Source organism: Hymenobacter sedentarius, from assembly GCF_001507645.1.
GTDB classification, from domain to species: Bacteria; Bacteroidota; Bacteroidia; order Cytophagales; family Hymenobacteraceae; genus Hymenobacter; species Hymenobacter sedentarius.
On record NZ_CP013909.1, the window covers coordinates 1,778,665 to 1,803,888 of the forward strand.

At 60.7% G+C, this 25,224-nt stretch carries 18 protein-coding genes; 7 read left to right on the top strand and 11 right to left on the bottom strand.

Translation table 11 applies throughout. The annotated features are described in order from the left end of the window. Nucleotides 1-77: 77 nt before the first annotated feature. A complete protein-coding gene (locus AUC43_RS07285) occupies nt 78-452 on the bottom strand; it encodes a DMT family protein (protein ID WP_068191474.1) in 375 nt (124 codons plus the stop codon). A 185-nt stretch (nt 453-637) separates the two neighbouring features. Between AUC43_RS07285 and AUC43_RS07290 the strand changes: the two genes are divergently transcribed. Continuing rightward, nucleotides 638-1,552, top strand: a complete 915-nt coding sequence (locus tag AUC43_RS07290) for an ion channel (RefSeq protein WP_068191476.1) — start codon at nt 638-640, stop codon at nt 1,550-1,552. A gap of 205 nt (nt 1,553-1,757) precedes the next feature. On the opposite strand, the gene AUC43_RS07295 is transcribed toward AUC43_RS07290, so the two are convergent. The 6 genes from AUC43_RS07295 to ruvX all read right to left on the bottom strand — a co-directional run bounded on the left by AUC43_RS07295 (nt 1,758) and on the right by ruvX (nt 10,069). Then, nucleotides 1,758-2,735 (bottom strand): zinc dependent phospholipase C family protein, encoded by a 978-nt coding sequence (locus AUC43_RS07295; RefSeq protein WP_068191478.1) that lies wholly within the window; start codon nt 2,733-2,735, stop codon nt 1,758-1,760. 168 nt (nt 2,736-2,903) lie between these two features. After that, a complete protein-coding gene (locus AUC43_RS07300) occupies nt 2,904-3,467 on the bottom strand; it encodes a hypothetical protein (RefSeq protein WP_068191481.1) in 564 nt (187 codons plus the stop codon). Nucleotides 3,468-3,504: 37 nt separating this feature from the next. Next, the gene (locus AUC43_RS07305; RefSeq protein WP_068191483.1) at nt 3,505-5,082 is read right to left on the bottom strand and encodes a SusD/RagB family nutrient-binding outer membrane lipoprotein; all 1,578 of its coding nucleotides are present in this window, start codon (nt 5,080-5,082) and stop codon (nt 3,505-3,507) included. Between the two features lie 19 nt (nt 5,083-5,101). Continuing rightward, on the bottom strand, nt 5,102-8,311 hold the full coding sequence (locus tag AUC43_RS07310) for a SusC/RagA family TonB-linked outer membrane protein (protein WP_068191485.1): 3,210 nt from the start codon (nt 8,309-8,311) through the stop codon (nt 5,102-5,104). Between the two features lie 570 nt (nt 8,312-8,881). Beyond that, on the bottom strand, nt 8,882-9,490 hold the full coding sequence (gene def, locus AUC43_RS07315) for a peptide deformylase (protein WP_068191487.1): 609 nt from the start codon (nt 9,488-9,490) through the stop codon (nt 8,882-8,884). Nucleotides 9,491-9,643: 153 nt separating this feature from the next. Further along, nucleotides 9,644-10,069: a Holliday junction resolvase RuvX gene (gene ruvX / locus AUC43_RS07320; protein ID WP_068191489.1), complete on the bottom strand. Its 426-nt coding sequence runs from the start codon at nt 10,067-10,069 to the stop codon at nt 9,644-9,646. Between the two features lie 433 nt (nt 10,070-10,502). Between ruvX and AUC43_RS07325 the strand changes: the two genes are divergently transcribed. Then, nucleotides 10,503-12,179 (top strand): S41 family peptidase, encoded by a 1,677-nt coding sequence (locus AUC43_RS07325; RefSeq protein WP_068191492.1) that lies wholly within the window; start codon nt 10,503-10,505, stop codon nt 12,177-12,179. A gap of 286 nt (nt 12,180-12,465) precedes the next feature. Beyond that, nucleotides 12,466-13,671 carry a homogentisate 1,2-dioxygenase gene (locus tag AUC43_RS07330; RefSeq protein ID WP_068191494.1) on the top strand — a complete coding sequence of 402 codons (1,206 nt, stop codon included), beginning with the start codon at nt 12,466-12,468 and terminating at the stop codon, nt 13,669-13,671. A gap of 310 nt (nt 13,672-13,981) precedes the next feature. Here AUC43_RS07330 and AUC43_RS07335 read toward each other — a convergent pair whose 3' ends face one another. Then, nucleotides 13,982-17,323 carry a S41 family peptidase gene (locus AUC43_RS07335; RefSeq protein WP_071885834.1) on the bottom strand — a complete coding sequence of 1,114 codons (3,342 nt, stop codon included), beginning with the start codon at nt 17,321-17,323 and terminating at the stop codon, nt 13,982-13,984. A 147-nt stretch (nt 17,324-17,470) separates the two neighbouring features. Between AUC43_RS07335 and AUC43_RS07340 the strand changes: the two genes are divergently transcribed. Beyond that, nucleotides 17,471-17,992 carry a hypothetical protein gene (locus AUC43_RS07340; RefSeq protein ID WP_068191496.1) on the top strand — a complete coding sequence of 174 codons (522 nt, stop codon included), beginning with the start codon at nt 17,471-17,473 and terminating at the stop codon, nt 17,990-17,992. A gap of 77 nt (nt 17,993-18,069) precedes the next feature. Here AUC43_RS07340 and AUC43_RS07345 read toward each other — a convergent pair whose 3' ends face one another. Together AUC43_RS07345 and AUC43_RS07350 are read right to left on the bottom strand one after the other, a co-directional pair. Further along, on the bottom strand, nt 18,070-18,798 hold the full coding sequence (locus AUC43_RS07345) for a hypothetical protein (RefSeq protein ID WP_068191498.1): 729 nt from the start codon (nt 18,796-18,798) through the stop codon (nt 18,070-18,072). Between the two features lie 472 nt (nt 18,799-19,270). Continuing rightward, the gene (locus AUC43_RS07350) at nt 19,271-20,809 is read right to left on the bottom strand and encodes a hydroxymethylglutaryl-CoA reductase (protein WP_335340914.1); all 1,539 of its coding nucleotides are present in this window, start codon (nt 20,807-20,809) and stop codon (nt 19,271-19,273) included. A 492-nt stretch (nt 20,810-21,301) separates the two neighbouring features. Between AUC43_RS07350 and AUC43_RS07355 the strand changes: the two genes are divergently transcribed. Both AUC43_RS07355 and AUC43_RS07360 read left to right on the top strand, forming a co-directional pair. Then, nucleotides 21,302-22,117, top strand: coding sequence for a phytanoyl-CoA dioxygenase family protein (locus AUC43_RS07355; protein WP_068198373.1), 816 nt, complete (start codon nt 21,302-21,304; stop codon nt 22,115-22,117). A gap of 112 nt (nt 22,118-22,229) precedes the next feature. Beyond that, nucleotides 22,230-23,012 (top strand): SDR family NAD(P)-dependent oxidoreductase, encoded by a 783-nt coding sequence (locus AUC43_RS07360; RefSeq protein WP_068191503.1) that lies wholly within the window; start codon nt 22,230-22,232, stop codon nt 23,010-23,012. Here the strand turns inward: AUC43_RS07360 and AUC43_RS07365 are convergent. Continuing rightward, a complete protein-coding gene (locus AUC43_RS07365) occupies nt 22,994-23,701 on the bottom strand; it encodes a phosphatase PAP2-related protein (protein WP_157780975.1) in 708 nt (235 codons plus the stop codon). The genes AUC43_RS07360 and AUC43_RS07365 overlap by 19 nt on opposite strands. A 153-nt stretch (nt 23,702-23,854) precedes the next feature. Between AUC43_RS07365 and AUC43_RS07370 the strand changes: the two genes are divergently transcribed. Then, the gene (locus AUC43_RS07370) at nt 23,855-25,171 is read left to right on the top strand and encodes an amidohydrolase (protein ID WP_068191507.1); all 1,317 of its coding nucleotides are present in this window, start codon (nt 23,855-23,857) and stop codon (nt 25,169-25,171) included. Nucleotides 25,172-25,224 lie beyond the last annotated feature (53 nt).

Sequence of the window (25,224 nt, forward strand, 5' to 3'; positions counted from 1 at the left end):
GGTGCGGGGCGGGTTGTTGGGTGCGGGCCAGGTAAAGGGCCTGGACCAGCGTGGCTGTCGGGGTCAGTAGCTGCTCGTTACCACTTCTTAAAGATGACGTACACAGCGGCCACCAGCAGCGCAAAGCCCACCACGTGGTTCCAGCCCAATTTATCGGTTTTGAAGATGAACACGGCGCACAGCGTAAACACCGTGAGGGTGACAACTTCCTGAATCACCTTGAGCTGAAATAAGCTGAACGGTCCGCCATTTTCTACAAACCCCAGCCGGTTAGCCGGCACCTGAAAGATGTACTCGAACAGCGCCAGGCCCCAGCTTATCATGATGACGCCAAACAGTCCCAGTTTGGCAAACCAGGCCATTTTCTTGAACAAGTGCAAGTGCCCGTACCAGGCAAATGTCATGAACAGGTTGGAAAGGCTGAGGAGCAAGATGGAGTAAAGACCTTTCATGGGAGCAGGCCGGGCAATTTGCGGAGCTGGAAGGGGTGGTTTAAAACAGACAAAGCAGGACTCGGCCATCCTTGTTATAGTTTCGGCCGCGGGCTCTGTGCTGCCGACGCCAAACGGCAGCCGGGCCCTGCAAGTTGGGCCGGAATCAGCTCAACCGCTCTTTTTTAGTTTTCAGCAGCACCCCTATGGCAACCCTCGACCCCGGCATTGGCGAAAAATTCTCGCGCCGCACCAAGCGGGCCATCAACCACGACGGTTCGTTTAACGTGCGGCGGCGTGGCGGCCCCCACCGCTTCGACGCCTACCAGTGGCTCGTGCAGATGGACTGGGGGCCGTTTATCGGCGTGGTGGTGCTGTTTTTTGGCGTGCTCAACGCCGTTTTTGCCGCCATCTACCTGCTGCTGGGGCTGGAAAACCTGCCCGGGGTGACGACGCCCCGCGGCGCGTGGCAGGATTTTCTCAGCGCCTTGTTTTTCTCTATCCAAACCTTCACATCGGTGGGCTACGGCCACGTGTACCCGGGCAGCAACGGCGCCGGGCTGGTGTCCAGCCTGGAGGCGCTGGTGGGCGTGCTCACCTTTGCCCTGGCCACGGGCCTGCTGTACGGGCGGTTTTCGCGGCCCACAGCGCGCATTCATTTTAGCAACACCGCCATCATCAGCCGCCGCCCCGACGGCACGCCCAGCCTGCAGTTCCGCATCGCCAACCAGCGCTCCAACATCCTGATTGACTTGCAGGCCCGCGTGCTGGTCAAAACCATTGAGCCGGGCACTAGCAACCAGAAGTACGCGTTTCTGCCGCTAGAGCGCGACGCCGTGAGTTTCTTCCCGCTCAGCTGGACCATCGTGCACGACATCACGCCGGAAAGCCCGCTTTACGGCTATGGGCCGGAAGATTATCAAGCCCAGGACGTGGAGATTATCATCCAGCTGAAGGGCTACGACGACACTTTCGCCCAGGACGTGCACGCCCGCAACTCCTACACCCACGAGGAAATCGAGTGGCACCGCCGCTTCATCCGTGCCTACGAAGTGGACGATGACGGCATCGCCGTTATCGACCTGGACCAGCTGCACCGCACCGAGCCGCTGGAGGATTAATTGAACTGGAAGAACATCACTCCCCTCCTTGCCAAGGAGGGGACGCTCAACTGCCAAGTTGATCTGGGGTGGTTGAATCGTTGCACGATGCCCGAACGACTCGCGCCTTAATCGTTCGCCCATCGTTCAACGCCCACAACCACCCCCGTTTCAGCTGGCGCTGAAACATCCCCTCCTTGGTAAGGAGGGGTTTTTTCGTTCTTCCCTATTCGTCGTGCCCCGGCACGCTCACCACCGGCGCGGCGGCCGCTGCCTTGGCCTCGCGCTCGAGGCGTAGCTTCTCATTTTCGGAAGGGGTGCGCGGCAGCTTGCCCAAATCCGGCGAGCCGGCATTGACCCAGCAGGTGTACCAGAAGTTGCCGATGAGGGCCGCGGCGTAGCGCATCTGGCGCTCTACCTGGCCGTTGAGCCGGGTGTGGTAAGCTTTGCTGAACTCACGCGAATACGTGCGCACGGTTTGGGTACCGCGCTGCTCGTAGCCGTATTTGCGGTCTTCGGGAAATTGAGCGGTCAATTCTTTTTCAAAGCGAAAGACCGAATCCACGGCGGCGTGCGAGCGGATGATGGCGGCCCAGATTGCGTCGGTGGGCTTTTCCAGGTACTGCGCTTTGCCGCTGAACAGGTCGTAGTCGGGGCTCAGCAGTTCGGGCAGGCGCGACTCCCACAGGCCGTGGATGCCGCGCTGGTTGGTGAGCTGGCCGTTGTAGTTTTTGGTGGTGTGCAGCGGCACGCAGGCATCGGCAATGTAGTGGCCCAGGTCGGCGGAGAGGTGCAGGATGCGGTCGGTGTCGCGGGCCTGAAAGGCGGCGGTGAGCTGGTTTTTCATCGTCACCACGTTCCACGGCACAATGCCGTGGCGCAGCAGCGAGTCTTCGCCGTAGCGGGCTACGGCATCGGCGTAGCGGCGGGGCATTTTGTAGGCAGCGCTATCCCCGTAGCGGTCCACGTCGAGGAAATGCTTGGGCGCTTCGGTCGGCACCACCATGCGGCGCGAGTCGGGCCGGGTGGCGTTGGTGGTCAGGTAGTCAATGTTGGCTTTGTAGAAGCCCACCATGGCCGGCGGCAGCGTGTACACGGCCAGGCGGTTGAGCAGCCGGTGGCCGAAAAATCCCCAGGCCTGCGCCCGGTGGTAGCAGAACAGCAGCGGCAGACAAAGCAGGAGGAGTAGAACAGGTTTTTTCACGGGTAAAAGGTACGGGCACTACAGCCATAACGAAGCGCTAAAGAGCCTGTTCAGCGGAGTGGCAAAGAGCCGGTCTTCGAGCCGATATAGCTTGTGACCTACCGCAAGCGGCCCACAAAAAAGCCCCGGTCAAGGCGACCAGGGCTTTCTTTTGAAACGCAAACAACGTTAAACCACGCGCACCTGGACGCGGGGAGGGATGATGGTCGTGCCGTCTTCTAGCGTAATCAGAAAATAAAAATCAATCTGATTGGGTGACTGTGGGTTGGTCGACACCGTGGCTGAAGTCGGCGCGACTCCGGTGCCGACACGGGTTTGAAACGTTTTGTAGTCCGTCAGGCTCGACGAAAATGTGATGGTATTGCTACCGTTGCCAGGAATGGGGGTAGAACCACTTGTCCCGTTGTAGTTGTAGAGCAGTGCCGGAGCGCCGGTCTGCACATTGGCCAGGCCGCTGCCGCCAACCGCCACCCGGGTAATTTCCTTGATTTTGCCCTTGTCGGCTGGAATCGAGAAATTGATGGTGAACTTGCCCTGTTCGGTGGCCGTGGGTGCTTTGGCCACCACGATGTAAAAACGCTCAAAGAAATCGGCGTTGGTCACCGTCACCGGGATGGGGGCGTAAGCCTGGTCGAGCGGGGCCAAGCTCTTGTCATCGTACACCTTCTTGCACGAGGAGGAGGCCAGGGCCAGACCCGCGAGGCAGCACACAATTAAGAAATGTTTTTTCATGGGGAATGCGGTTTTGCTGTGAGGGAAGGGGATGGACCTATTTGGTGGCCCACCACACCGGCACGCTCGTGCGAATGTTGACGTCCTGGCCTTCGGCTCCGGCGTTGGCGGTAAGCTCCGAAAGCGGAAGCGCGAAGCGCTGGGGCAGGATGCCGTCGTCGCCTGCTGGGTTTAGCACGGGAGCCAGTTTAGGATAGCCCGTCCGGCGATAGTCGTTGTAGGCTTCGATGCCGTTGCCAACCCAGGCAATCCACTTTTGGGTGATAATCTGATTGCGCTTCTGTTCGGTGGTACCCCGTAAGGTAGCCACGTTGGGATTGGCGGCGAAATAAGCCGTAACGGCCGCGTCGGTAATGCCTGTTTTAGTCATGGATGCCCGGATGGCGTCCTGATATAGCGATTGGGCCGTGCCCGCCACGGTAACGCCAGGCAGCGTCAAGGCCGATTCGGCCAGGATGAAAAGTCGCTGAAAGTTGGTCAGCAACCGGGCCGGGGCTTCCCCCGAGTTGCCCCGGATGTAAATGTTGTAGCGCGACCGGTTACCTATTGCGGGAATGGTCAGGCCGCTCGCCGTACCACCGTTCTGGTAGCCGGTGAACGTCAGAAAGGTCGGTGTTGGCACCCCGTTTACCAAAGGTCCGGGCAACGTTGTCACGGTGCCGGTGGGGTTCACCGTCGCGGTCGGCGTGGGCGTCGGCGTGAAATAAATTGGCAGGCGTGGGTCATTCACCACCCTCATGCTGTCGAGCAGGCGCTGGCTGAGCATTTGGTCGAGCGGGCGGTTAACGTAGTTAAAGGAATACAGCGGATTCTGGTTGCCGCTGGCCGAGCCAAACGGCACTTCGAAGTCGTCAGCGTTCGAAGTGAAGGCGCCCGCAGCAGCCTGATTGATCAGCGAAGTGGCCAGGGCCGGCTCCTTCTTGCTGATGGTGTTGGCAAATTTTAGCAACAGCATATTGCCCATTTTCTTCCACTGCGCAATGTTGTTGGCCGTTTTGCCGTACACCGGGTCGTCGGTGGTACCGGGCTTCAGGGTGCTGGGCTTATCCAAATCCGCCAGCCCCTCCTTCACCAGGTCAATCAGGCTCTGAATGCCTAGCGCAGAGTTGCCCTTGTAAATGTCTTCCTGCTTGTCGTAGCGCGGGTGCTGATTCTCCCTGCCTTTTAGGGCCTGTGAATACGGCACGTCGCCATACAGGTCCGTGGCGATGGAGAAATTATACGCTTTCAGCAGTTTAGCAATGCCACCGTAGGCCGGGCTGCTTTTGGTAGCGGCCAGGTCAATCAGCGTTTGCGAATTAATCAGGGTGCCGCCGTAGAGCTCCAAGTTCCATTGGTTATCGAACGAGCCGCGGATGTTGTAGCGGTCGTAGTCTGCCATCTGGTTGCCAGTGCCGGCTTTATGCTGAACGAAGAGTGCCGCCGCCCGGCCCAGGTCGTTGGTGGCCACAAAGCCCGAGTAAACGACTGTGCTGGTGAACAGCAGCGGCATGGTTACTACTGCCGGACTGTTAGGAGAGGTGTTCACGTCCAAGAACTTGTCCCGGTTGCAGCTGAAGGTGGACAAGGCCACCGCCGCTGCCAGCGTGATACCTACTATTTTCTGATTTTTCATGAGAAATTAAATAGCTGGATTAGAGGGTAAAACGCAGGTTCACCCCGTAGTTGCGCGTGTTGGGCGAGCCTTGCAGGTCAAGCCCGCGGATGTTGCCGGCGCCTTGCGTGTTCAGCTCCGGGTCGAAGTTGGCGTTCGGCGCGTAGTAGAGCAAGTTGCGGCCCGACACCGAAAAGCGCACCTGACCGAACGGCGTGCGCTCGAGCAGGTCTTTCGGCAAGGAGTAGCCCAACGAAACTTCCCGCAGGCGGTATATCGAGGCGTCGTACACGTTCAGCTGGCTTTGCAGGCCACCGGAAGCCCCCCAGTACGCCTGGGCATCAATCTCAATGTTGTTGGGGCGGTAGGTGCCATCGGCATTGCGGATAACGCCCGGGATGATGCGGGGCGCGTCGCGGTTGATGCCCGTCTCGTACAGGTTGCCGCTGGCTTTCAGCGAAGCGTTGGTGAAGGAAAGCACTTCGCCGCCGTATTTGGCATCAACCAAGAAGGAGAACTCCACACCCCGGTAGTTGAAGGTGTTGGTGATGCCGCCCTGCCACAGCGGGTTCGGATTGGCAATAATCGAGTTGGCTACCCCAGGGGCGAAGGTGCCGCTGGTGGGGTTGATGATGTACTTGCCCACAATCGAGGGGTCGTTATCCTTGCCCGTAACCGGGTCTTTGGCTGGCACCCGTGGCAGGGCGTTGCCGATGATTACCCCATAAGGCTGGTGTTCTCGGAAGCTGGGCTGCGAACCGATGAAGCCACCGCCCGCAATGGTCGAGGTAGTGATGCCCGGAGCGATGCTAATAACCTCGTTCTTGATGCGGGTGAAGTTCGCGCTGATATCCCAGCGGAATGCGGACGTCTTGACGGGGTTGACGAGCATAATGCCCTCAAAACCGGTGTTGTCCACGCGGCCCACGTTGGCGAAAAGGGTGCCGAATCCGGAGGAGCTGGCGATGCTGACGGGAATAATCTGGTCCACGCTGCGGGTGTAGAAGCCCGTCAGTTCAAAGCTCAGGCGGTTGTTGAAAAAGCCCAGGTTGGTACCCACTTCGTACGACTTCGTGGATTCCGGCTTGAGGATATCGCCGCCGCCAATGGTGTTGTTGATGACGAAACCGGGGAAGTTGCCGTTCGCGTTCGAGAAAGGAAAATTGATGCTTGACACGTTGTTGCCCACGCTACCCGAGCGGTAAACAGTGGCCAACGAATACGGGTCGGCGTCTTTACCTACTTTGGAGATGTTCGCCCGCAGCTTGCCATAAGAGAAGATGTTGTTCGAAATCTTCAGGGCGTCGGTGAACACGAAGCTGGCGGTGGCCGAAGGGTAGAAGAAGGTGTTATTGGCTTTCGGCAGGGTCGAGGACTGGTCTACGCGGCCCGTCAATTCCAGGAACAGGTAGTTATTGTAGCCGAGCGTCAGCTGACTGTAGACGCCCAGGATGCGCCGCAAGCTGGTGTTTTCACCCGTGCCATTCTGAAACACGCTGCCGACTTGCGAATTGAAAAAGCCCGGTACGGCCAGGTTTTCCGACTGCGAGGTGATGGACTGGGTACGGCGCTGGTTGACGTTCTGGCCCACGAGCAAGCTGGCGTTAAGGCCTTCGGAAAAGAGGTTATCTTTTTTGGCCGTCACGATGATGTCGCTGTTAAACTCGCTGCGGTACAACGCCTGGTCCTGAATCAAGCCCAATGGGTTGCGGCCCGAACCGGCAACGTATACCGTCTTGCGGCGGTCGGTATAGGTGTCTAGGCCCGCCCGGTACAGCACGTTTAGCCAGGGAGTCACGTCGTAGCTCAGGTTGGCCACGTTAATGAAACGGGTTACCGCCGACTTGGTGGTGTTTTGGTTAACGCCAAAATAAGGGCTTTCAACACCGGGGAAGAACACATTGGCTCCCGTCAACGGGTCCACATACGGGTTGCCCTGTAGGTTGAGGCTGCGGGGCACCGCAAAGGAGAGGGCCGAGAAGGGCGAGTTGAAGTTGCCTTGGCCTACCCCGCTTTGATTGGTCTGGATGAAGCTCACCGAACCACCGGCTTTCAGCTTGTTCACCAATTTGACGTTGCCCCCCAGCAGCACGTTGGTGCGGTTAAGCTCCGAATTCTGCACAATGCCCTTCTGGGTGGTGTTGCTCACGTTCAGCGACACGTTCTGATCGGCGTTGCCGCCCGCGATGTTCGCTCCATTGGTCAGGATGGTGCCTTGGCGGTAGAAGTCCCGGATGTTGTTCGGGTAGTTCTGGTAGGGGAGCAGGCTGCCGTTGGTCAGCAGCAGGCCGTTGGCGAGCGTAGGCGCGGTGCCGAAGCGCGGCCCAAACGAGTTGGAGTTGGCCGTGTAAATGTCGCCTAGGCCGCCGGTCGTCGTCACCACACCGTTGTTGCCCTGTCCGTATTCGTTTTGTAAACGGGCGGTGCCGTACACGTTTTGCACGTTGAAACTCGAGGTAGCGGTTACTTCCAGCTTTTTGTTGGCGCTTCCGCCATTTTTGGTGGTGATGATGATGGCGCCCGAAGAAGCCCGCGAACCGTAGAGAGCCGCCGCGGCTGGCCCTTTCAGGATGTTGATGCTGGCAATCGACTCGGGGTCGATGTCCAACGCGCGGTTTGAAACCTGCGCAGCGCCCAGGCTGCCCTGGCCACCGCCACCGAAGCCGCGCTCCAGGTCGTTGCTGATCGGAATACCGTCGACCACAAACAGGGGCTGGTTGCTGCCCTGCAACGAAGTAATGCCCCGGATGTTGATGTTGGTCGACGAGCCTGGCAGGCCGCTGGCTGAGCTGATGTTAACGCCGGACACTTTGCCCTGCAGCGAGTTCAGCACGTTGGGCTCCGATTTCTGCGAAATCTGCTCCGCTTTGATTTGCTGCGTGGAATAGCCCAGCGAGCGCGTGTCCTTCTCAATGCCCAGGGCCGTCACCACCACCTCGTTCAGCTGCTTGGTGTCGGTGGCCAGCGTAACGTTGTAAGTGTTGCCGGCTCCAATGGGCTGCTCGATGGTGGCATACCCAATGGAGCTGAACGTCAGGGTGGCGGCGGTTGGCGGTGCGCTTAGGGTAAAGTTGCCATCGGCCCCAGTGGAAGTGCCCACGGTGGTGCCCTTCACCAGCACCGTCACGCCGGGCAGCCCTTCGCCCGATTGCCTGTCCGTGACCCGCCCGGTAATCTGTCGATTCTGCGCCCAGGCAACCTGGAGCGCATTGAGCAAAATGAATAAGCTCAATAGTAGTAAATTCTTCATGCCGCACTAAACTTTGGTTAGAAATTATCAATGGCAAAGTAGTGCCAAAATCCCCAAAATGCATAGCCTGCGGGAGCACGGCGCCATGCTCTTAACCAGAATTAGCTGCTAAGTGGAAAAAATAATAGTGCGGCTGAGGCAGTATAAAACCTCTTCATTGCCTATCTGACGGGCTTATCATAGTAAAATCAGCGTCTTGTCGGGCAGCGTATCCAGCCAATCCTTTATTACCTGTAGGAATGTGCCTTCTCTTTTATTCGTAGTAAACGGGCTTTCGTTTGGCTAAACAAGGCAGCTACTACCGGGCAGGCCCGGCTGCAACCCTGTTCCAGCGCATTCCGCCAACGACTAGCTTTGGGTCTTAATCTTTCCTGCCCTCATGCCGGGGCGCAGCTTCGTCTGGTATGGGCGAAACGTACGGGTACAATGAACGGCTTGGGGCAACTGCTGTGCCTCGACTAAACTTACCACAAGTGGGCTTCTTCCTAAAGCATTGGCAAGGCATGGCCTAGCGCTGTATTAATGGCAGCGCAAAAGACAGCATAAGAATATAGGCCCGAAGCTGGCGGCTTAGCGCCGCTTGCCGTCGCCGGCAAACTTCATGCGGTAGTCGTGCTTCACGTCGCCCTTGCTGATGCGGGCGAGCTTGCCTTTCAGCAGCTGCTTCTTAAACGCCGACAGCTTGTCGGTAAACAGCACGCCTTCCAGGTGGTCGTATTCGTGCTGAATGATGCGGGCGGCCATGCCGGAAAAGGCTTCTTCGTGCACCTGGCGGTTTTCGTCTTCGTAGCGCAGCACGATGTCGGCGTGGCGGTTCACCAGCTCGCGCACGCCGGGGATGCTCAGGCAGCCTTCCTCAAAGCCCCACATCTCGCCGGTTTCGCTCACCATCACCGGGTTGATAAACGCCCGCTTGATGGGCGGCTCGGGTGTTTCGCCTTCTTCTAGCTCGGCCAGGTCCTCTTCGTCCAGCTCCACCATCGGCCCCGAATCCATCACAAACAGGCGCACGCCCTTACCAATCTGGGGCGCGGCCAGGCCCACGCCGTGAGCGTAGTACATGGTCTCGTACATGTCGGCAATGAGTTGATGCAGGTCGGCAGCGGCCAGGTCGGCCGCCAGGTTTTTGGCTTTGGTCTTCAGCACGGGGTCGCCAATGGCGACGATGGAGTAAATCATATTGTAGTGGTCAATTTAAAATAGAACGTTCTGCTCATCTGGCGTCCGCGTAGCCGAAGCAGCTCGCGTGGGTTAGCAATTAAAGCAGCCCAACGATGCGCGAGCTGCTTCGGCTGCGCGGACGCCAGATGAGCAGGATGTTTAACAAAACAACTAAACCTCCCTCATCAATGGCGATTCCAGAAACGATTGGAGAATGATGGTGGCACTGATGCGGTCTACGGTGGCTTTGTCGCGGCGGGCCTTCTGGCCGAGGCCCCCGGCCAGCATGGTGGCGTGCGCCATGCGGGAGGTAAACCGCTCGTCGAGCTCGTGCACGGGCACTTCGGGCAACTCGCGGCGCAGGCGGCGCAGCAGGCCCACCACGGCGCTGGTCACGTCGGTGGGCTCGTTGAGCAGCGTGCGCGGCATGCCCACCACCACGGCCCGCAATGGCTCGCGCTGGTGGTAGGCCAGCACGTACTTCACCAAATCCTGGCTGTGAATGGTTTCCAGGGGCGAGGCAATCATGCACAAGGGGTCGGTCACGGCCAGGCCAACGCGCTTGTTTCCGTAATCGATGGCGAGAATGCGGCCCATGTGCCTGGAGGTGGAGTAGCGAAGTGAGGTGTTGGCAAGTATTGCCGCCGCAAAGATACGGCAGGGGCAAGGGCCTCAATCCAAAGGGTTGCTCCAGCCCGTAGTTGAGCTGGTTTTGAAATAAAAAGGGCCGGTTTGATAGTCGAATAAATAGGACGTTTTTGACGGGCAAGAATGGTGTGACATTTGGAAAAATAGCAAGCCTGTATAAACAAAGTGATAAATAATGCACGCTACGCTCTTGTTATTTACTGGTGTTTACAATTGTAATTTGCCATTAAATAGGCCATAATTTATCTTTATTAGCGTAAAATATTGCAATTTTCATTGAAATACAAGTATTGTAGTCTTAGCGAATTCCGTTCTAAGAAAATTTCAATAGTTTTGGTCTGTACAATACGGTTTTCTATTCGCTAGCACTTATACCTTTCTTATGTCTTCCACGTCTTCGGCGGCTTCCGAAAAGGCTCGGTCTGCTCCCTCTCGGGGGCGGCGCGGGTGGCTGCGGCAGGGGGTGCTCCTGATGCTGGCCATGGGCTGCGGGGTGCTGGTGGCCAACAATCCCTTCCGGCCATCGTCGGAAAATCCCGACGCTACGGCCCGCGGCTACCTGCGTTTCAAGGAAATATTGAGCTACGTGGACCGCGACTACGCCGACTCTGTCGATACGGAGGCCTTGGCCGATTACGCTGTGGGGCAGATGCTCGAAAAGCTCGACCCGCACTCCGTCTACATCCCGGCCCGCGACCGTGAAAAGACGGATTCCTTCCTGCAAAGCGACTTCGACGGCATCGGCATCGAGTTCAACCTGTTTCGCGATACCATGACCGTGGTGGCCCCGCTCAGCGGCGGACCAGCCGAGCAAGCCGGCGTGCAAGCCGGCGACCAGATTTTGAGCATTGCCAACAAGCGTGTTTCGGGTGGGCACCTGAGCACCATTCGGCTCAGCGAGCTTTTGCGCGGGCCCCGCGGCAGCAGCGTGAGCATGGAGCTGCGCCGTCGTGGGCAGGCGCACTTGCTCAACCTGACCATTCCCCGCAGCCGCGTGCCTAATGCCTCGGTGGATGCCGCGTACCTGGTGGATGGCCAGACCGGCTACATCAAGGTGAGCCGGTTTGCTTCGAATACCTACGACGAGTTCAAGGCCGCCCTGGCCGACCTGCGCCGCCAGGGCCTCACGCGCCTCGTGCTGGATTTGCGCGGCAACCCCGGCGGCTACCTCGACCGCGCCACTCAGCTGGCCGACGAGTTTATCGGGGGCTCGCGCAAAATCGTGTATACCGACGGCAAGGGCGAGCAGTACGACTCGCAGACCTACGCCCGGGTGGCCGGCGAGTTTGAAGAAGGTGCCCTGGTGATACTCGTGGACGAAGGCAGCGCCTCGGCCGCCGAAGTAGTCGCCGGCGCCCTGCAGGACCACGACCGCGCCACCATCGTGGGCCGCCGCACCTTTGGCAAAGGCTTGGTGCAGCAGCCCATAGCCCTGAGCGACGGCAGCGAGCTGCGCCTGACCATTGCGCGCTACTACACCCCGTCCGGCCGCTCCATCCAGAAGCCCTACGGCGCCAACTACGCCGAATACCGCGCCGACGTGGCCAACCGCGCCGCCCACGGCGAGCTGCAATCGGCCGACAGCATCCGCTTCGCCAAAGAGCTGCGATTCCGCACCGACCACGGCCGCACGGTATACGGCGGCGGGGGCATCATGCCCGATGTTTTTGTGCCCCGCGATACGCTGGCGCATTCTGCCTACGTCACCAAGCTGCTGAGCCACGGCGTGGCCCGCGCCTTTGCCTTATCCTTCTATCAGGCGCACAAAGCGGAGCTGGAAGGCCTGCGCTTCGAGCAGTTTCATGCCACCTTCCGCATTTCCGATGCGCAACTGGTGAGCCTGGCCGCCCAGGCGGCTCAAGTTGGCGTGACCACGGATGTGGCCTCCATTCGCCGGTGCGCGCCGCTGCTGCGCAACCAGCTCAAGGCCTACATTGCCCGCAGTGCCTACGGGCCCGTGGCGTACTACACCGTGCTCCGCGAGCAGGACCCCGAGCTGCAGCGTGCCCTGCACGTGGTGAGCGACAGCACCGCCCAACTGGCCCTGCTGGGCAAGTAAGCGCGGGCGGCATCTGTCATTGCGCCTTTTCTGTCATTGCGAGCGCAGCGCGGCAATCCGTCCTGTCAACACCAGACATTTTCTAAAGCGACAAGCCCCGGTACTGCGCAGTGTCGGGGCTGGTTACTTTATAATTGGCGTAACACTTTATTGGGCTGGTCGCGGAGAGAGGACGGATTGCTTCGGCTCTGCCTCGCAATGACAGGCGCCGCCCATAGTGACCAGTGGGCAACGCCAAAACAAGCCGGCCCCGTAACTTCACTGCCCAAATCCCACCCTTGTTCTCATGTCGCACTACCACCGCCTCGGCCAGATTCCGCGCAAGCGCCATACCCAGTTTCGCCAGCCCGATGGCACCCTGTATTCGGAGCAGCTGGTGGGCACGCTGGGTTTCCACGGCGTGTCGTCGCTACTCTACCACGTGCACCCGCCCACCCAGATTAAGCACGTGGGCGAGCCCCGGCCCTACGCGCCTAAGCTGCTCAAGGACCGGCCGCTGCAGCCCGAGCACCTGCGCACGCTGGCCCAAACCAGCACCGGCGGCGACTACCTCGCCGCCCGCCAGACCCTGCTTGGCAACGCCGACGTAACGATGAGTATCTGCAACCCCACGGACAAGCGGATGGACTATTATTACAAAAACGCCCAAGCCGACGAGGTGATTTTTGTGCACGAAGGCCGCGGCGAGCTCTGGAGCCAGATGGGCAAGGTAGCTTTCGAGCCCGGCGACTACGTGGTGGTGCCGCGCACGGTCATTCACCAGCTCCACTTCGAAGAAGGCCCCGTCCGGCTCATGATTATCGAGTCCTTCAGCCCCGTGGAAACGGTGCGGCGCTACCGCAACCACTTCGGCCAGCTGCTGGAGCACTCGCCCTACTGCGAGCGCGACATGCGTCCGCCCACCGAGCTGATTCTCGACGACTTGCCGGAGGGCGACTACGTGGTGCAGGTCAAAAAAGAAGGCATGCTGCACCAGCTCACCTACGCCCATTCGCCCTTCGACGTGGTGGGCTGGGACGGCTATTTCTACCCCTACGCCTTCAGCATTCACGATTTTGAGCCCATCACCGGGCGCCTGCACCAGCCGCCGCCCGTGCACCAAACCTTCGAGGGCCACAACTACGTCATCTGCTCCTTTGTGCCGCGCCTGTTTGACTATCACCCGCTCAGCATTCCGGCGCCCTACAACCACTCCAACGTGGACTCCGACGAGGTGCTGTACTACGTGGCCGGCAATTTCATGTCGCGTAAAGGCGTCGATTTGGCCTCCTTCACCTGGCACCCCACGGGCCTGCCGCACGGCCCGCACCCCGGCACCGTAGAGGCCAGCATCGGCAAGAAAGAAACCCACGAGCTGGCCCTCATGCTCGATACCTTCCGCCCGCTCTACCTCACCGAAGCGGCGCTGCCCTACGTCGACGCCCGCTACCCCATGAGCTGGAACCCCGGCTTCGTGCCCGACCCACCCAAATCGGCGGATATGATGGATTGAGCTGAACCGTGGGCTAACTGCTAGCTAAAGCCAAAACAGAACGTCATGCTGAGCTTCTCGCAGCATCTCTACTGCTTCGTTGAGCCGCAACGGGGAACCTCACCCCCGGCCCCTCTCCAAAAGAGAGGGGAGCCTGACGTTAAACAAACAAAAAGCCCCGACTCAAGTGAGCCGGGGCTTTTCTGTTTTTAGGAATTGAGCTAAAAATTGTGCCGTGGCTCCCCTCTCTTTTGGAGAGGGGCCGGGGGTGAGGTTCTCACGTGAGATGCTTCGCTCAGCCGGACGCTCTACTCATTCTCGGCCTGCAGCCTTATTGCTCCATTTTCCCACCGGCCCGCTCGGGGTGCTGCGCGGGGATGGTTTGTAGCTTGAAGGGCTGCTTTTTCAAGTCGGCCATGATGACCTCCACGGCTTTGGCCAGCTGCGGGTCGTCGCCGTTTTGGGTGGCGTTGGGCAGCACGTCCACTTCGATGTCGGGCGAGACGCCGATGTTCTCGATTTCCCATTTTCCGTCGGGGCTGTAGATGCCGAAGCTGGGCGACGTCACGCTGCCGCCGTCCAGGAGCGGCGGGTAGCCCGAAATGCCCACCAGGCCGCCCCAGGTGCGCTTGCCTACGATGGTGCCCAACCCGCGCCGCCGGAAAAAGGCCGGCAGTGCATCGCCGCCCGAGCCGGCAAACTCATTCACCAGCATCACCTTGGGTCCGTAGATGGACGCGCCCGGCGACGTAAACGCCGGGCCCTCACGGGTGGCCCAGTAGCTGAGCAAAGGCCGGTTGAGCAGGTCGAGAATGTAGTCGGCCACGAAGCCGCCGCCGTTGAACCGCTCGTCAACGATGACGGCTTGTTTATCAAGCTGACTGAAGTAGTAGCGGTTGAAAAACTCGTAGCCTTCGGCGCCGGTGTTGGGCAGGTACACGTAGGCCACGCGCCCGCCGGTGAGCTCGTCCACTTTGCGGCGGTTGCCCTCCACCCAGGCAATGCGGCGCAGGGTGGCCTCGCTGGCCACGGGCACCACGGTTACCTCGCGGGCGCCGCTCATGGTAGGCTTGGTGTTTACCGTAAGCGTGATTTGCTTGCCCACGGTGTTCTCAAAGAAGCTGTACACGTTGTCGGTGCCGCGCACCGGGCGGTTGTTCACTGCCAGCAGGTATTCGCCTGCCTTCACGTTCACGCCGGGGCCCGTGAGCGGGGCGCGCAGGCTAGGGTTGAAGCTTTCGCCGTTGAATACCCGCTTGAAGCGGTAATGGTCGTTGGCTACCTCGTAGTCGGCGCCGAGCAACCCCACCGGGCCAGCTTGCATCGTGGGCATGTCGCCGCCGCTCACGTAGTTGTGGCCCACCACCATTTCGCCCATCATCTCCCCAAACAGGTAGTTGAGGTCGGCCCGGTGCGCCACGTAAGGTAGGAAGGAGGCGTACTTTTTCTTGGTAGTCGCCCAGTCCAGGCCGTGCATGTTGGCGTCGTAGAAATAGTCGCGCTCCAGGCGCCACACTTCGTTGAACATCTGCGTCCACTCGTGGCGCGGGTCGATGTATGCGTCCATGCCGGTGAGGGTGAGCTTGCCGTCGGCCGCGGCGGGTTTGCCCGCTGCTTCCACAATCCCGAAGGCATTATTGGGCGCCATGTAGAGCAGCTTCTTGCCATCGGCGCTGAGGGCATAGCCGTTCACCTCGGCCATAAACACGTCGTCTTTGCGCTCTTTCAGGTCGAAGCGGTGCAGGCGCTGCGTGGGCTCGGGGACGGTTGCGGTGGGGCCGGCCGGGGTTGCTGCGGGCATGTCTTCCAGATAGAACAGCTTGTCGCCATCGGCTACTTCGACGTCCGCGAGGGCGCCCACGGCGGAGCCGGGCACCACCAGCACGCGCTGGCTCATTCCGAGTGTATCGATAACCACTTTCACGCTGGCCGGCTTTTTCCCTTTCAGGTCCTTTATCGCCACTTTGGGCGCGGGGCGGTTGCCCACGGGCTTGCCCACTACCACCGAGTCCGGCTTGGTGGCGGCGTCTTTTTCTTCGTCGCTTTGCGGGGCGAAAGGCGACGCATCTTTCTGGTTCAGCACGGCCACGTAGAGGGTGCGCTTGCTCATCCGGTCGTAGGCCGTCATGTCGAGCCAGGTGGTGCGCAGGCCCACATCGGTGCTGGCCGCAAAGAAGAGGTACTTGCCATCGCGGCTAAATGCCGGCGACGTAGCGTCGCTGCGCCCGTCGCTGATGGCAAAGCGCCGCCCCGTGGGCACGTGGTACACGTACACCGTGCGCAGGTGGTTGGGCATCAGCGCCGAGTACGCTAGCCACTGTGCATCCGGCGACCAGGCTGGGGCCATCACCGGCTCGCCCCGGACGGGGCCGAAGGCATCAGTGGCTACCCGCACCGGCTTTTTGGTGGCCAGGTTCAGGTACCAAAGGTTGAGCTTTTTGTCGGTGTAGGCTATTTTCTTGCTATCGGGCGACCACAGCGGATGGAAGTAAAAGGACGGCGCGCCCAGTGAGTAGGCCTCGGCGGGCTTGATGCCGCGCTGGTCTTGCACGTGCAGCTGGTACTCGCCCGATACATCCGACACGTAGGCGATGCGCGTGCCATCCGGCGACCACGCCGGGTAGCGCTCGTGGGCGCCGTCGGAATGGGTGAGGTTGCGGCTCTCGCCTTTCTTGGCGGGGACGGTGAAAATGTCGCCGCGGGCTTCCACCACGGCCCGCATGCCGGTGGGCGAAATGGCGGCCGAGCGCAGCATAGTAGCCACGTTGCGGTACTGCGGGCGCAGGGCCAGTACCTCGGGCGTGATGCTGATTTTCAGGGCAGTGGCCTTGCCCGATTCAGTATTGAGCACGTGCAGGCGCCCGGCCTGCTCGTACACCAGCTCGGTGCCGTAGCCGGCCAGGGCCTTCACGTCGTAGTCGGTATGCCGGGTGAGCTGCTCTACCTTCTTGGAGGCCACGTCGTACACAAACACGTTGTTGGTGCGCTGCCGGTCGCTGAGGAAATACACCTTGCCGCCCAGCCAGCGCGGGCTGGTATCGGTGGCGTTTTCGTGCGGAATTTCTTCGGTAGCCAGGGTTTGCAGGTTGGTGAGCCAGATGGGGCCGGTTTGGCCACCGCGGTAGTGCTTCCAGGTGGTGGTGGCGTTGGTTATGTGCGTATGGGCCAGGGTTTTGCCATCGGCCGAGTAGCTGCCTTTCTCGCCCATCAGCAGGGGCAGGCGTGTGGGCAGGCCGCCGGCCACCGCCACCGTAAACAGCTGCAACGACCGCGCATACGCTTCCTGCGAGCTGCTGAAGAGAATGCTCTTGCCGTCGGGCGTCCAGTCGCGCACTACGTCGGCCGAGGGATGCCAGGTGAGGCGGCGCGGCTGCCCGCCGCCGATGGGCACCACGTACACGTCGGGGTTGCGGTCGTAGTCGCCGGTGAAGGCTATCCACTGGCCGTCGGGCGAGAAGTGGGGGCTGGTTTCCACGCCGGGGCCCACGGTGAGGCGCTGCGGGTTGGAGCCGTCGCGGTTGGCCGTCCAGATGTCGCCGGCGTAGCTGAAGGCCAGCTTGTCGCGGCTCAGCGCCGGCTCGCGCAGTAGCAGGGTTTCGGGGCTAGCGGTTTGTGCCCGGGAGGTCAGCGCAAACGCCGACGCCAAGGCCAGCAAAGAGTAAGGTTTCACCATGTTTTAATTGAAGGATATGAAGAGGCGTCCAAGTTAGCTCCGAAACTGATAAACAATTATTTTCGCTTAGGCGGGGAGCTACCTGCTCGCGGTGAACCATTGGCTTAGCTTTTGCCGTATTTGCAGTCCAGTCATTCTTTAATCTATATGAAAAAGATTTTCCTATTAGCTCCCCTGGTGCTTTTTCTGGCCGTGGTTGGCTGCAAAAAGCTCGACCAGCTGCTTACTTTCAACGTCGACGTTTCGCAGAGCGTGACCATACCGGGCTATTTCGTGGGCGCCCAGCTGGCTCCGGTGAAGGTGGTCACGAAGTCGGAAGAATCCTTCCGCAACAACAAAACCACGCGCGACAACGTCAAAAACGTGTACCTCAACAAGATGGTGCTTACGGTGACCAGCCCTTCCGGGGCCACGTTTGACTTCCTGGATAAGATTGATATCTACATCAATACGCCCAACGCCAACAACAAAATCAAGCTGGCCTACCTCTACTCCGTGCCCCAGGGCACCAACACCATCACCCTGATACCCACCACCGACAAGCTTGACGAGTACCTGAAGTCCGACACGTACGAGCTGACGGTAGACGCCAAGCTCACCGGCTTCAGCGCCAACGACTTCACCGTTCGGTCCGACGCCACCTTTAAGGTTACGGCAGACCCGCTGTAGCGCCAGCCGATTTACTGAAAACGACCGCGCCGGCCCCATTGGAGCCGGCGCGGTCGTTTTTGGGGCTGCCTAGCTGGTTATTTCACCACCGCAATGCGGTTGTAGTAGTCCATCATGCGGGCAATGTCGGCGGGGCGGGTGTAGTCGAGGTGCTGCGTGGTGGCGAAGGTGCGCACCTCCTCGGTGCGGGTGCCAAACAGGCGCAGCACGCCGGCCTGGGTCGGCTCGAGCGGGCGCAGGGGCTCACTGCCGTTCATGCCTGGGCCGGCCAGCAGGGTCGCCACCAGGGGGCGGCGCCCGTTGGGTGTGGGCACCGGCGCCACCGTGTACAGCCAGCCCAACAGCATAGGCCCGGCATCGATGGTAGTGAGCACTTCCACAAACTCGCGGCGCGTACCGGCGCTGCCCTCCTTCACTGTCCGGGAGCGAAAGCGGCGCAGGGGCATTTCCGCGTCGCCGGCTTCGCCCAGGTCGAAGCCCCGCAGGCTGCCGGCCGGCCACAGGTGGGTGGAGTCAATTTCTACCGAGTCCTGGGTTTCGAGCAGCTGCAGGCCGGCATGGAAGCGCAGGCCCGGCACGGGGCGGCAGCGGCCATCGTAGGTGCGCACAGTGCCAAACTGGAAGGTGCCATCGCCCAAGAAGCCCGTTGCCTGCCTGAGCGAGGCGCGCAGGGTGTGTGCCGCCGCAGCGTTATTAGCCTGCTGGTAAATCCTTTGGGCTTCCGCTTGGTCCCGTGCCATCTGGGCCCGGGCGGGTTGCCAGCAGGCCACTAAGAACACCGCAAATAAGTAGTAGGAGTGCTTCACTAACTTATTATTAAAGGAAGATGGAATAAAAATTGCACCAAAACTACAATAACATCGGCATCTATCACAATTCTGATTGTTGTGCTGAATTGTTTCGGGCTTCCAAGCACCTTGTCAGCCCAAAGCGCAGAAATTTGGATTTGTTATACTTGTTGAGTAAGTAGCTGATATTCAAGAGAAATAATAGTAGAGAATAGGCGTTTAGGCTCGTGCACAATAAATTTATCCGCCTGCTTTAATTGGCTCAAGTTATAAGGTGCGGGTTGTAATATTCCACCATTGGGAGGTCGTTTTATCTGCCGCCATTAGGGCGCGGCCGGAGTTGCGAACATAACGAATAGAAGTGGCCGCGTTGCCCAGCATGGGTTGCGAATAGCCGGTAGAAAGCCACGCAAGTGCTGCAAAGCAAAAACGCCACCCTGCCGCCCGTAAGTTGAGCTGAAAGGGTGACGCTGCTTTGCTTGTGGCAGACTTACCGGTTGCGGCCGTACTGCTCGTGGCTGCTCACCCAGTCGGAGCTGCTGATGGCGGCGCCCAAACTCAATTCGCCGGCCAGGACCACGCCGGCCACGATTTCGGCAAATTTGCGCACCGTGCCGCGGCCCACGCAGCCCAGCATTTCCAGGCATTCGTTTTGGGTGGCCAGGCCGGTGCCGCCGCCGTGGGTGGCCACGATGAGCGAGGGAATGGTGATGCTGATGTACAGGTCGCCCTCGGCCGTCACTTCCGAATACAGTACGCCGGCCGACGACTCGCTCACGTTGGCCACGTCCTGGCCGGTGGCGATGAACATGGCCGTAATGCCGTTGGCCGAGTGCGCGCCGTTGTTGTTGGCCCCCGACAGGAAGGCGCCCACGTTGCTCACCTGCCCGTGGTAGGCCAGCTGCTCGGGCGTCACGCGCATGCGCTGCTGCAGCACGTCGCGCTTCACCACGGCTTCGGCCACCACGCGCTTGCCGCGGGTGCGCATCACGTTGATTTGCGAGGCCTTTTTGTCGGTGGCGAAGTTCGACTCGAGGTAGAAGTGCTCCACTTTGGCGCCCCGGTAGTTCTCCAGAATCCAGGAGCAGGCCGCGAAGGTGGCCCGGCCCACCATGTTCTGCCCGGCCGCGTCGCCGGTGCTGAAATTGAAGCGCAGGTACGCGAATTTGTTGCTCAGGTAGGTGTCGATGTACTGCAGCTTGGCCACGCTCGACGTGCTTTCGGCCTGGGGCCGAATCTGCTCAATGGACTCCTCCACCCACTTGCCAAAGTCGCGGGCGCCGCGGGCGTCGCTGAACACGAACACCGGCGCCCGCTGCATGGCGTCGCCGATGACGGTGCACTTTACCCCGCCGCACAGGTTGAGCACCTGCATGCCACGGTTGTAGCTCGCCACCAGCGTGCCCTCGGTGGTGGCCATGGGTATTAGAAACTCGCCTTGGGCGTGCTCGCCGTTCACGAGCAGCGGCCCGGCCAGCCCCACCGGAATCTGGGCCACGCCCGTGAAATGCTCGCAGTTGCCCTTGAGCACGTGGGGGTCAAAAGAGTAGCGCTTGAGGTGCTGAAACTGCTTGCCCGAAAACTCCTCGGCAAAGCGCTGCCGGGCTGCAATGGCGGCCTCGGAATAGTCGTCTTCCTGGGAGCGCGGAATGTGGGGCTTGAAGCTGGCCAGGCCCACAATGGCGTCTTCGACCTCCACGTGCAGGTCGCCGAAGGCATCGGTTGAAAACCAAATCTGCACCGGGTGCATGCCCTCGGCGAGGCGCGGCGTGTCGAGGAACACCTCGAGCGAGCGGCCCACGGGCAGCTCAATGGCCCGGCCGTCGGCGTTGATGTCAGTAGCCGCCCGCCGCTCGCCGTTGCCCAAGTCGACGTGGATTTTCTCGGCCGGAATCACCACCTCGCCGATTTGCACCTGCTTAAAGCCCGTCAGGTTCACGTTGTCGAGCCGGTTTTTGATGCTGAACGCCACGCCTGAATGCGGCAGGTTGTGGAGGCTGCCGCGGGTGTACAGCAGCTTCAGGAGCATGGGGCTGGGGGTGAAGACCATTAATTTTTGCGCGAATGTGAGGAGGTCGAAACGGGTGCGGGAGTGCGGAGGGGTGAAGGTGGGAAATTTTAAGGAGAAAAGTGCCGCCGTCGGAACGATGAATGCAAGCCCGGGGCGCCCGGATACGGGAATACTTCAGCTCCCCTCCCGGCCACCGCCCATCTGCTATAGGCCGGGGGCGGAAAAGTAATAGCACCGGCGGGGGTAAGTTGCAAAATTGTGGGGCTGGAGGTATATTGATGTAGATAAAGCATTTAGCAAGTATATCGGACTTTAGTGTTTAGGTTAGTTAGCCTGTTCACTCTCCATTCATCCTCCTGTTGCGTATTTTACTTATTAAACCCTCCGTGCATCGGCGCGGTTAGTAGGCGCCATATGTCTCCAATGCTGCCTCAGATAGGGCAGTGGCTATGCCCTAATTATTACCTTTGCGCGACGTCGGGAATGCCCGATGGCCGCCTCTTTTCTGCTATGGCCTCCCCCTCAGACTATCCACGCTTCACGCTCGGCAGTACGCTTACTGCCGAACAGCGAGCTTTTTTCTCTAAACACGGCTTTCTTCACTTTCGCCCCTTTGCCTCGCCCGAGTACGTTCAGCAACTCCTGAAAGCCACCGAAGAAGTGCAAGCCAAATGGCTGGCCCAGGGCGTAGAAAAAGTAAACGGCGTGCCCATCAAATACGGCCACGACGTGGATGGCTCCCGCATTGTGCAGCGCTTCGCTTTTGCCTCGCAGCACAGCCCCCTGCTGCACGAGCTGGTGCAGGACCCCCGGTTCAAGGCCCTGTTTCCGCTGCTCGAAGCCGATGGCGGCCGGGTGGGCGAAAACGAGAAAGACGGGCTCGTGGTGAACCACTACGTGAACATCGAGGGCTCGGAATTCTCGCAGATGGGCTGGCACACCGACTCCTTGCGCGATGTGTTCTATGGCAAGCGCATCGGCCCCATGCTCAACGTAGGCCTGCACCTGGACGGCACCAAGGCCACCAACGGCGGCTTGCGCGTGATTCCCGGCACCCACCGCCAGGGCCTGCACAAGATGCTGTTTCGGAAGAAGTACTACAAAGACGTTTTCTACGACCCCAACGAACTGGCCATCGAGACCGAAGCCGGCGACCTCACCGTGCACGACGGCCGCATGTGGCACCGCGTGGCCCAGTCGCCGCTCACCGGCGAAGCCAGCCGCCGCCGCGTGATGTACGTGCCCATCATCGCCGGCAAGTACCAGCCCAAGAGTGAAACCAGCCCCACGCCGTTTTACCTGCGCTTCCTGCACCTGGTAAAATAAATTTCATTTAGCAATTATCATTTAACATTTATCAGCTAGTGCCGGGCCGGGCATTTGGCTATGTGTATGATGCTGTTGAACGGACTGTTAAATGTCAAATGATAATTGTTAAATGAGCTACGCACTCGTTACCGGCGCTTCGCGCGGCATTGGCCGCGCCCTTTCCCTTTTGCTGGCCCAGCGCGGCTACGACCTGCTGCTGGTGGCGCGCTCCGAAGCCCAATTGCAGGACCTGGCCCGGGAAATAGGGGAGAAGCACCAGCGCCAAGCCCGCGTGCTGGCCCTGGACCTGGCTGCCCCCGGCGCGGCCGAAACCGTGGCGGCCTGGGCCACCCAGCAAACCGACCAGCTGGCCATCCTGGCCAACAATGCCGGCTACGGCCTCTGGGGCCGTTTTGAGCAGCTCAATTTGGCCGAGCAGCAAAACATGCTTCAGCTCAACATGACCTTGCCGGTGGCGCTCACGCACGCGCTGCTCCCGGCACTGCACCAGGCCCCCAAGGCCTACGTATTGAACGTGGCCAGCACCGCGGCCTACCAGGCAGTGCCGTCGCTTTCGCTCTACGCGGCCAGCAAGGCGTTTTTGCTAAGCTTCAGCCGGGGCCTGCGCTACGAGCTCAAGAGCAGCAACATCTCCGTGACCTGCCTGTGTCCCGGCGCCACCACCACCAGCTTTGCCGACCGCGCCGGCATGGGCGCCGAGCTGCAAGCCACCGCCAACAAAGTATCGATGACGGCCGAGGCCGTGGCCGAAGCCGCCGTGGCGGGCCTGCTGGCCGGCGAAGCCGAAATCATCCCCGGCATACTCAACAAGGTATCGGCGGGCCTGACCAGCGTGGTGCCCAAGGGCATTGTGGAGAAAATCGCCGCCGGGATTTACGAGAAGTACTTGTAGGGCGGCCGCTGCCAGGCCACTCGCTCGGCCAGCCAGTAGGCCAGCCAGGCAAACAGCGGGGCGGCCAGCACGTCGTAAGAGTAGTGCACCCGCTGCACCAGCACTAGCATGCCCACCGCCCCGGTGAGCACCACCAGCGGCCAGCGCCAGCGGCGGCCCCGCACGGCCAGGGCCAGCAGCGCCATGGTGGCCGTGTGCCCCGAGAAGAACAAGTCGCGCACCACGGGCTGCGTGGTCGCGGCAAAGAGGTGGTCCACCACGGGGTCGTGCAGCGCCACCAGCGCCACGGGCGGGTCCAGCGGCAGCAGCCACAGCGTGAGCATGCGCAGCAGCTGCAAAATAAAATACGCCCAAAAAGCCCGGAGCAGCAGCTGGGGGCGCGGCAGCAAGAAGGCCAGCGTGGCCCCGATGCTCCCGTAAATCAGCGCAAAGGTGAGGGTCGACTCGTCGTGCACCGGCAGCAAGCTCAGCAGCGGGTCGTCCAGCAGCCGGCCGGGGCGCGACTGGATGAAGTGGAAGTAGCGCGGGGCCGCCTCCAGCAGGCCCAGCAGCCCCAGCCCCACCAACCCCAGCCGCCCGCGGAACTCCGGGCTGGCCCAGGCCCCCGGCCAAGATTGCTCAGGGGAAAGTGTTGCCGGAGCCGAGGTAGCGGCTTTGGGCAAACGGCGGGGTTTTAAAAGCGTAGCCACAGGAATTGGGCAGTCGGGTAGGTAGCAGCAGCAGAATGGGGTGCAAAAATACGCCTCTGACTCAACACTAGCGGATTGGTAGCCTTCTTGTGCGTAACATTACCAGCCGGCTCAATTGTGCCGGGCGCCCTTCATCCGTTGCTTACAATCTTTATGCGCATTTCTTTTCCCCTATTCTCCACAGGCGTTGTGATGGCGCTGGCCAACCTGCCGGCCCAGGCCCAAAACAGTGCCCTCAATGCCCGAATTGGCCAGCTGGCTACCCAGGAAGAAAGCAAGGTCATCGCCTGGCGGCGCGACATTCACGAGCACCCCGAGCTGGGCAACCAGGAAACCCGCACTGCCGGCATTATTGCCGCGCATCTCAAGAAATTAGGCTTTGAGGTGCAGACCGGCGTGGGCCGCACCGGCGTGGTGGGCATACTGAAAGGCGGCAAGCCCGGCCCCGTGGTGGCCCTGCGCGCCGACATGGACGCGCTGCCCCTCACCGAAAGCAACGACCTGCCCTTTGCCTCCAAAGTAAAAACTACCTACCTGGGCCAGCCCGTGGGCGTGATGCACGCCTGCGGCCACGACACCCACGTGGCCATGCTCATGGGGGCGGCCGAGGTGTTGAGCCAAGTGAAAAAGGACCTGCCCGGCACCGTGAAGTTCATCTTTCAGCCCGCCGAGGAAGGCTCCTTGCCGGGCGTGGAAGGCGGCGCCAAGCTCATGGTAAAAGAAGGCGTGCTCGACAAGCCCAAGGTGGATGCCGTGTTCGGGGTGCACATCAGCGCCGGCACCGAAGTGGGCAACCTGAACTACCGCCCCGGCGGCGAAATGGCGTCTTCTGACCGCTTCACCATCAAGGTGCACGGCAAGGGCGCGCACGGCGCCTACCCCTGGAACAGCGTGGACCCCGTGGTGACGGCCGCCCAGATTATCCTGGGCCTGCAAACCATCGTGAGCCGTGAGGTGAAACTCACCGATGATGCTGCCGTGGTAACCGTGGGCACCATCAACGCCGGCGTGCGCTACAACGTCATCCCGCCCGATGTGGAAATGAGCGGCACCGTCCGGGCCCTCAGCCCGGCGGTGCAAAAGCAAATCTGGGCCTCCATCAAGCGCATTGCCACCAACATCGCCGAGAGCGCCGGCGCCACCGCCGATGTCACCATCGAGCCCTACGTGCCCGTGACCATCAACGACCCGGCGCTGACGGCCCAAATGCTGCCGACCCTGCAAGCCGCGGCCGGACCGGGGCGCGTGCACGAAATCAAGGCCGTGACCGGCGCCGAGGACTTTTCCTTCTACCAGGAAAAGGTACCCGGCCTGTTCCTCTTTGTGGGCGGTATGGCCAAAGGCCAGGACCCCGCCACCGCCGCCGACCACCACACGGCCGGCTTCCGCATCGACGAAAGCGGGCTGACGCTGGGCGTGAAAACCCTGGCCACTTTGGCTGCCGATTACCTGAACGCCAAGAAGCTCTAGCCGGCCGGCATAGCCGCCACCGATACAACCAAAACCGAGGCCCTGCGCGGGCG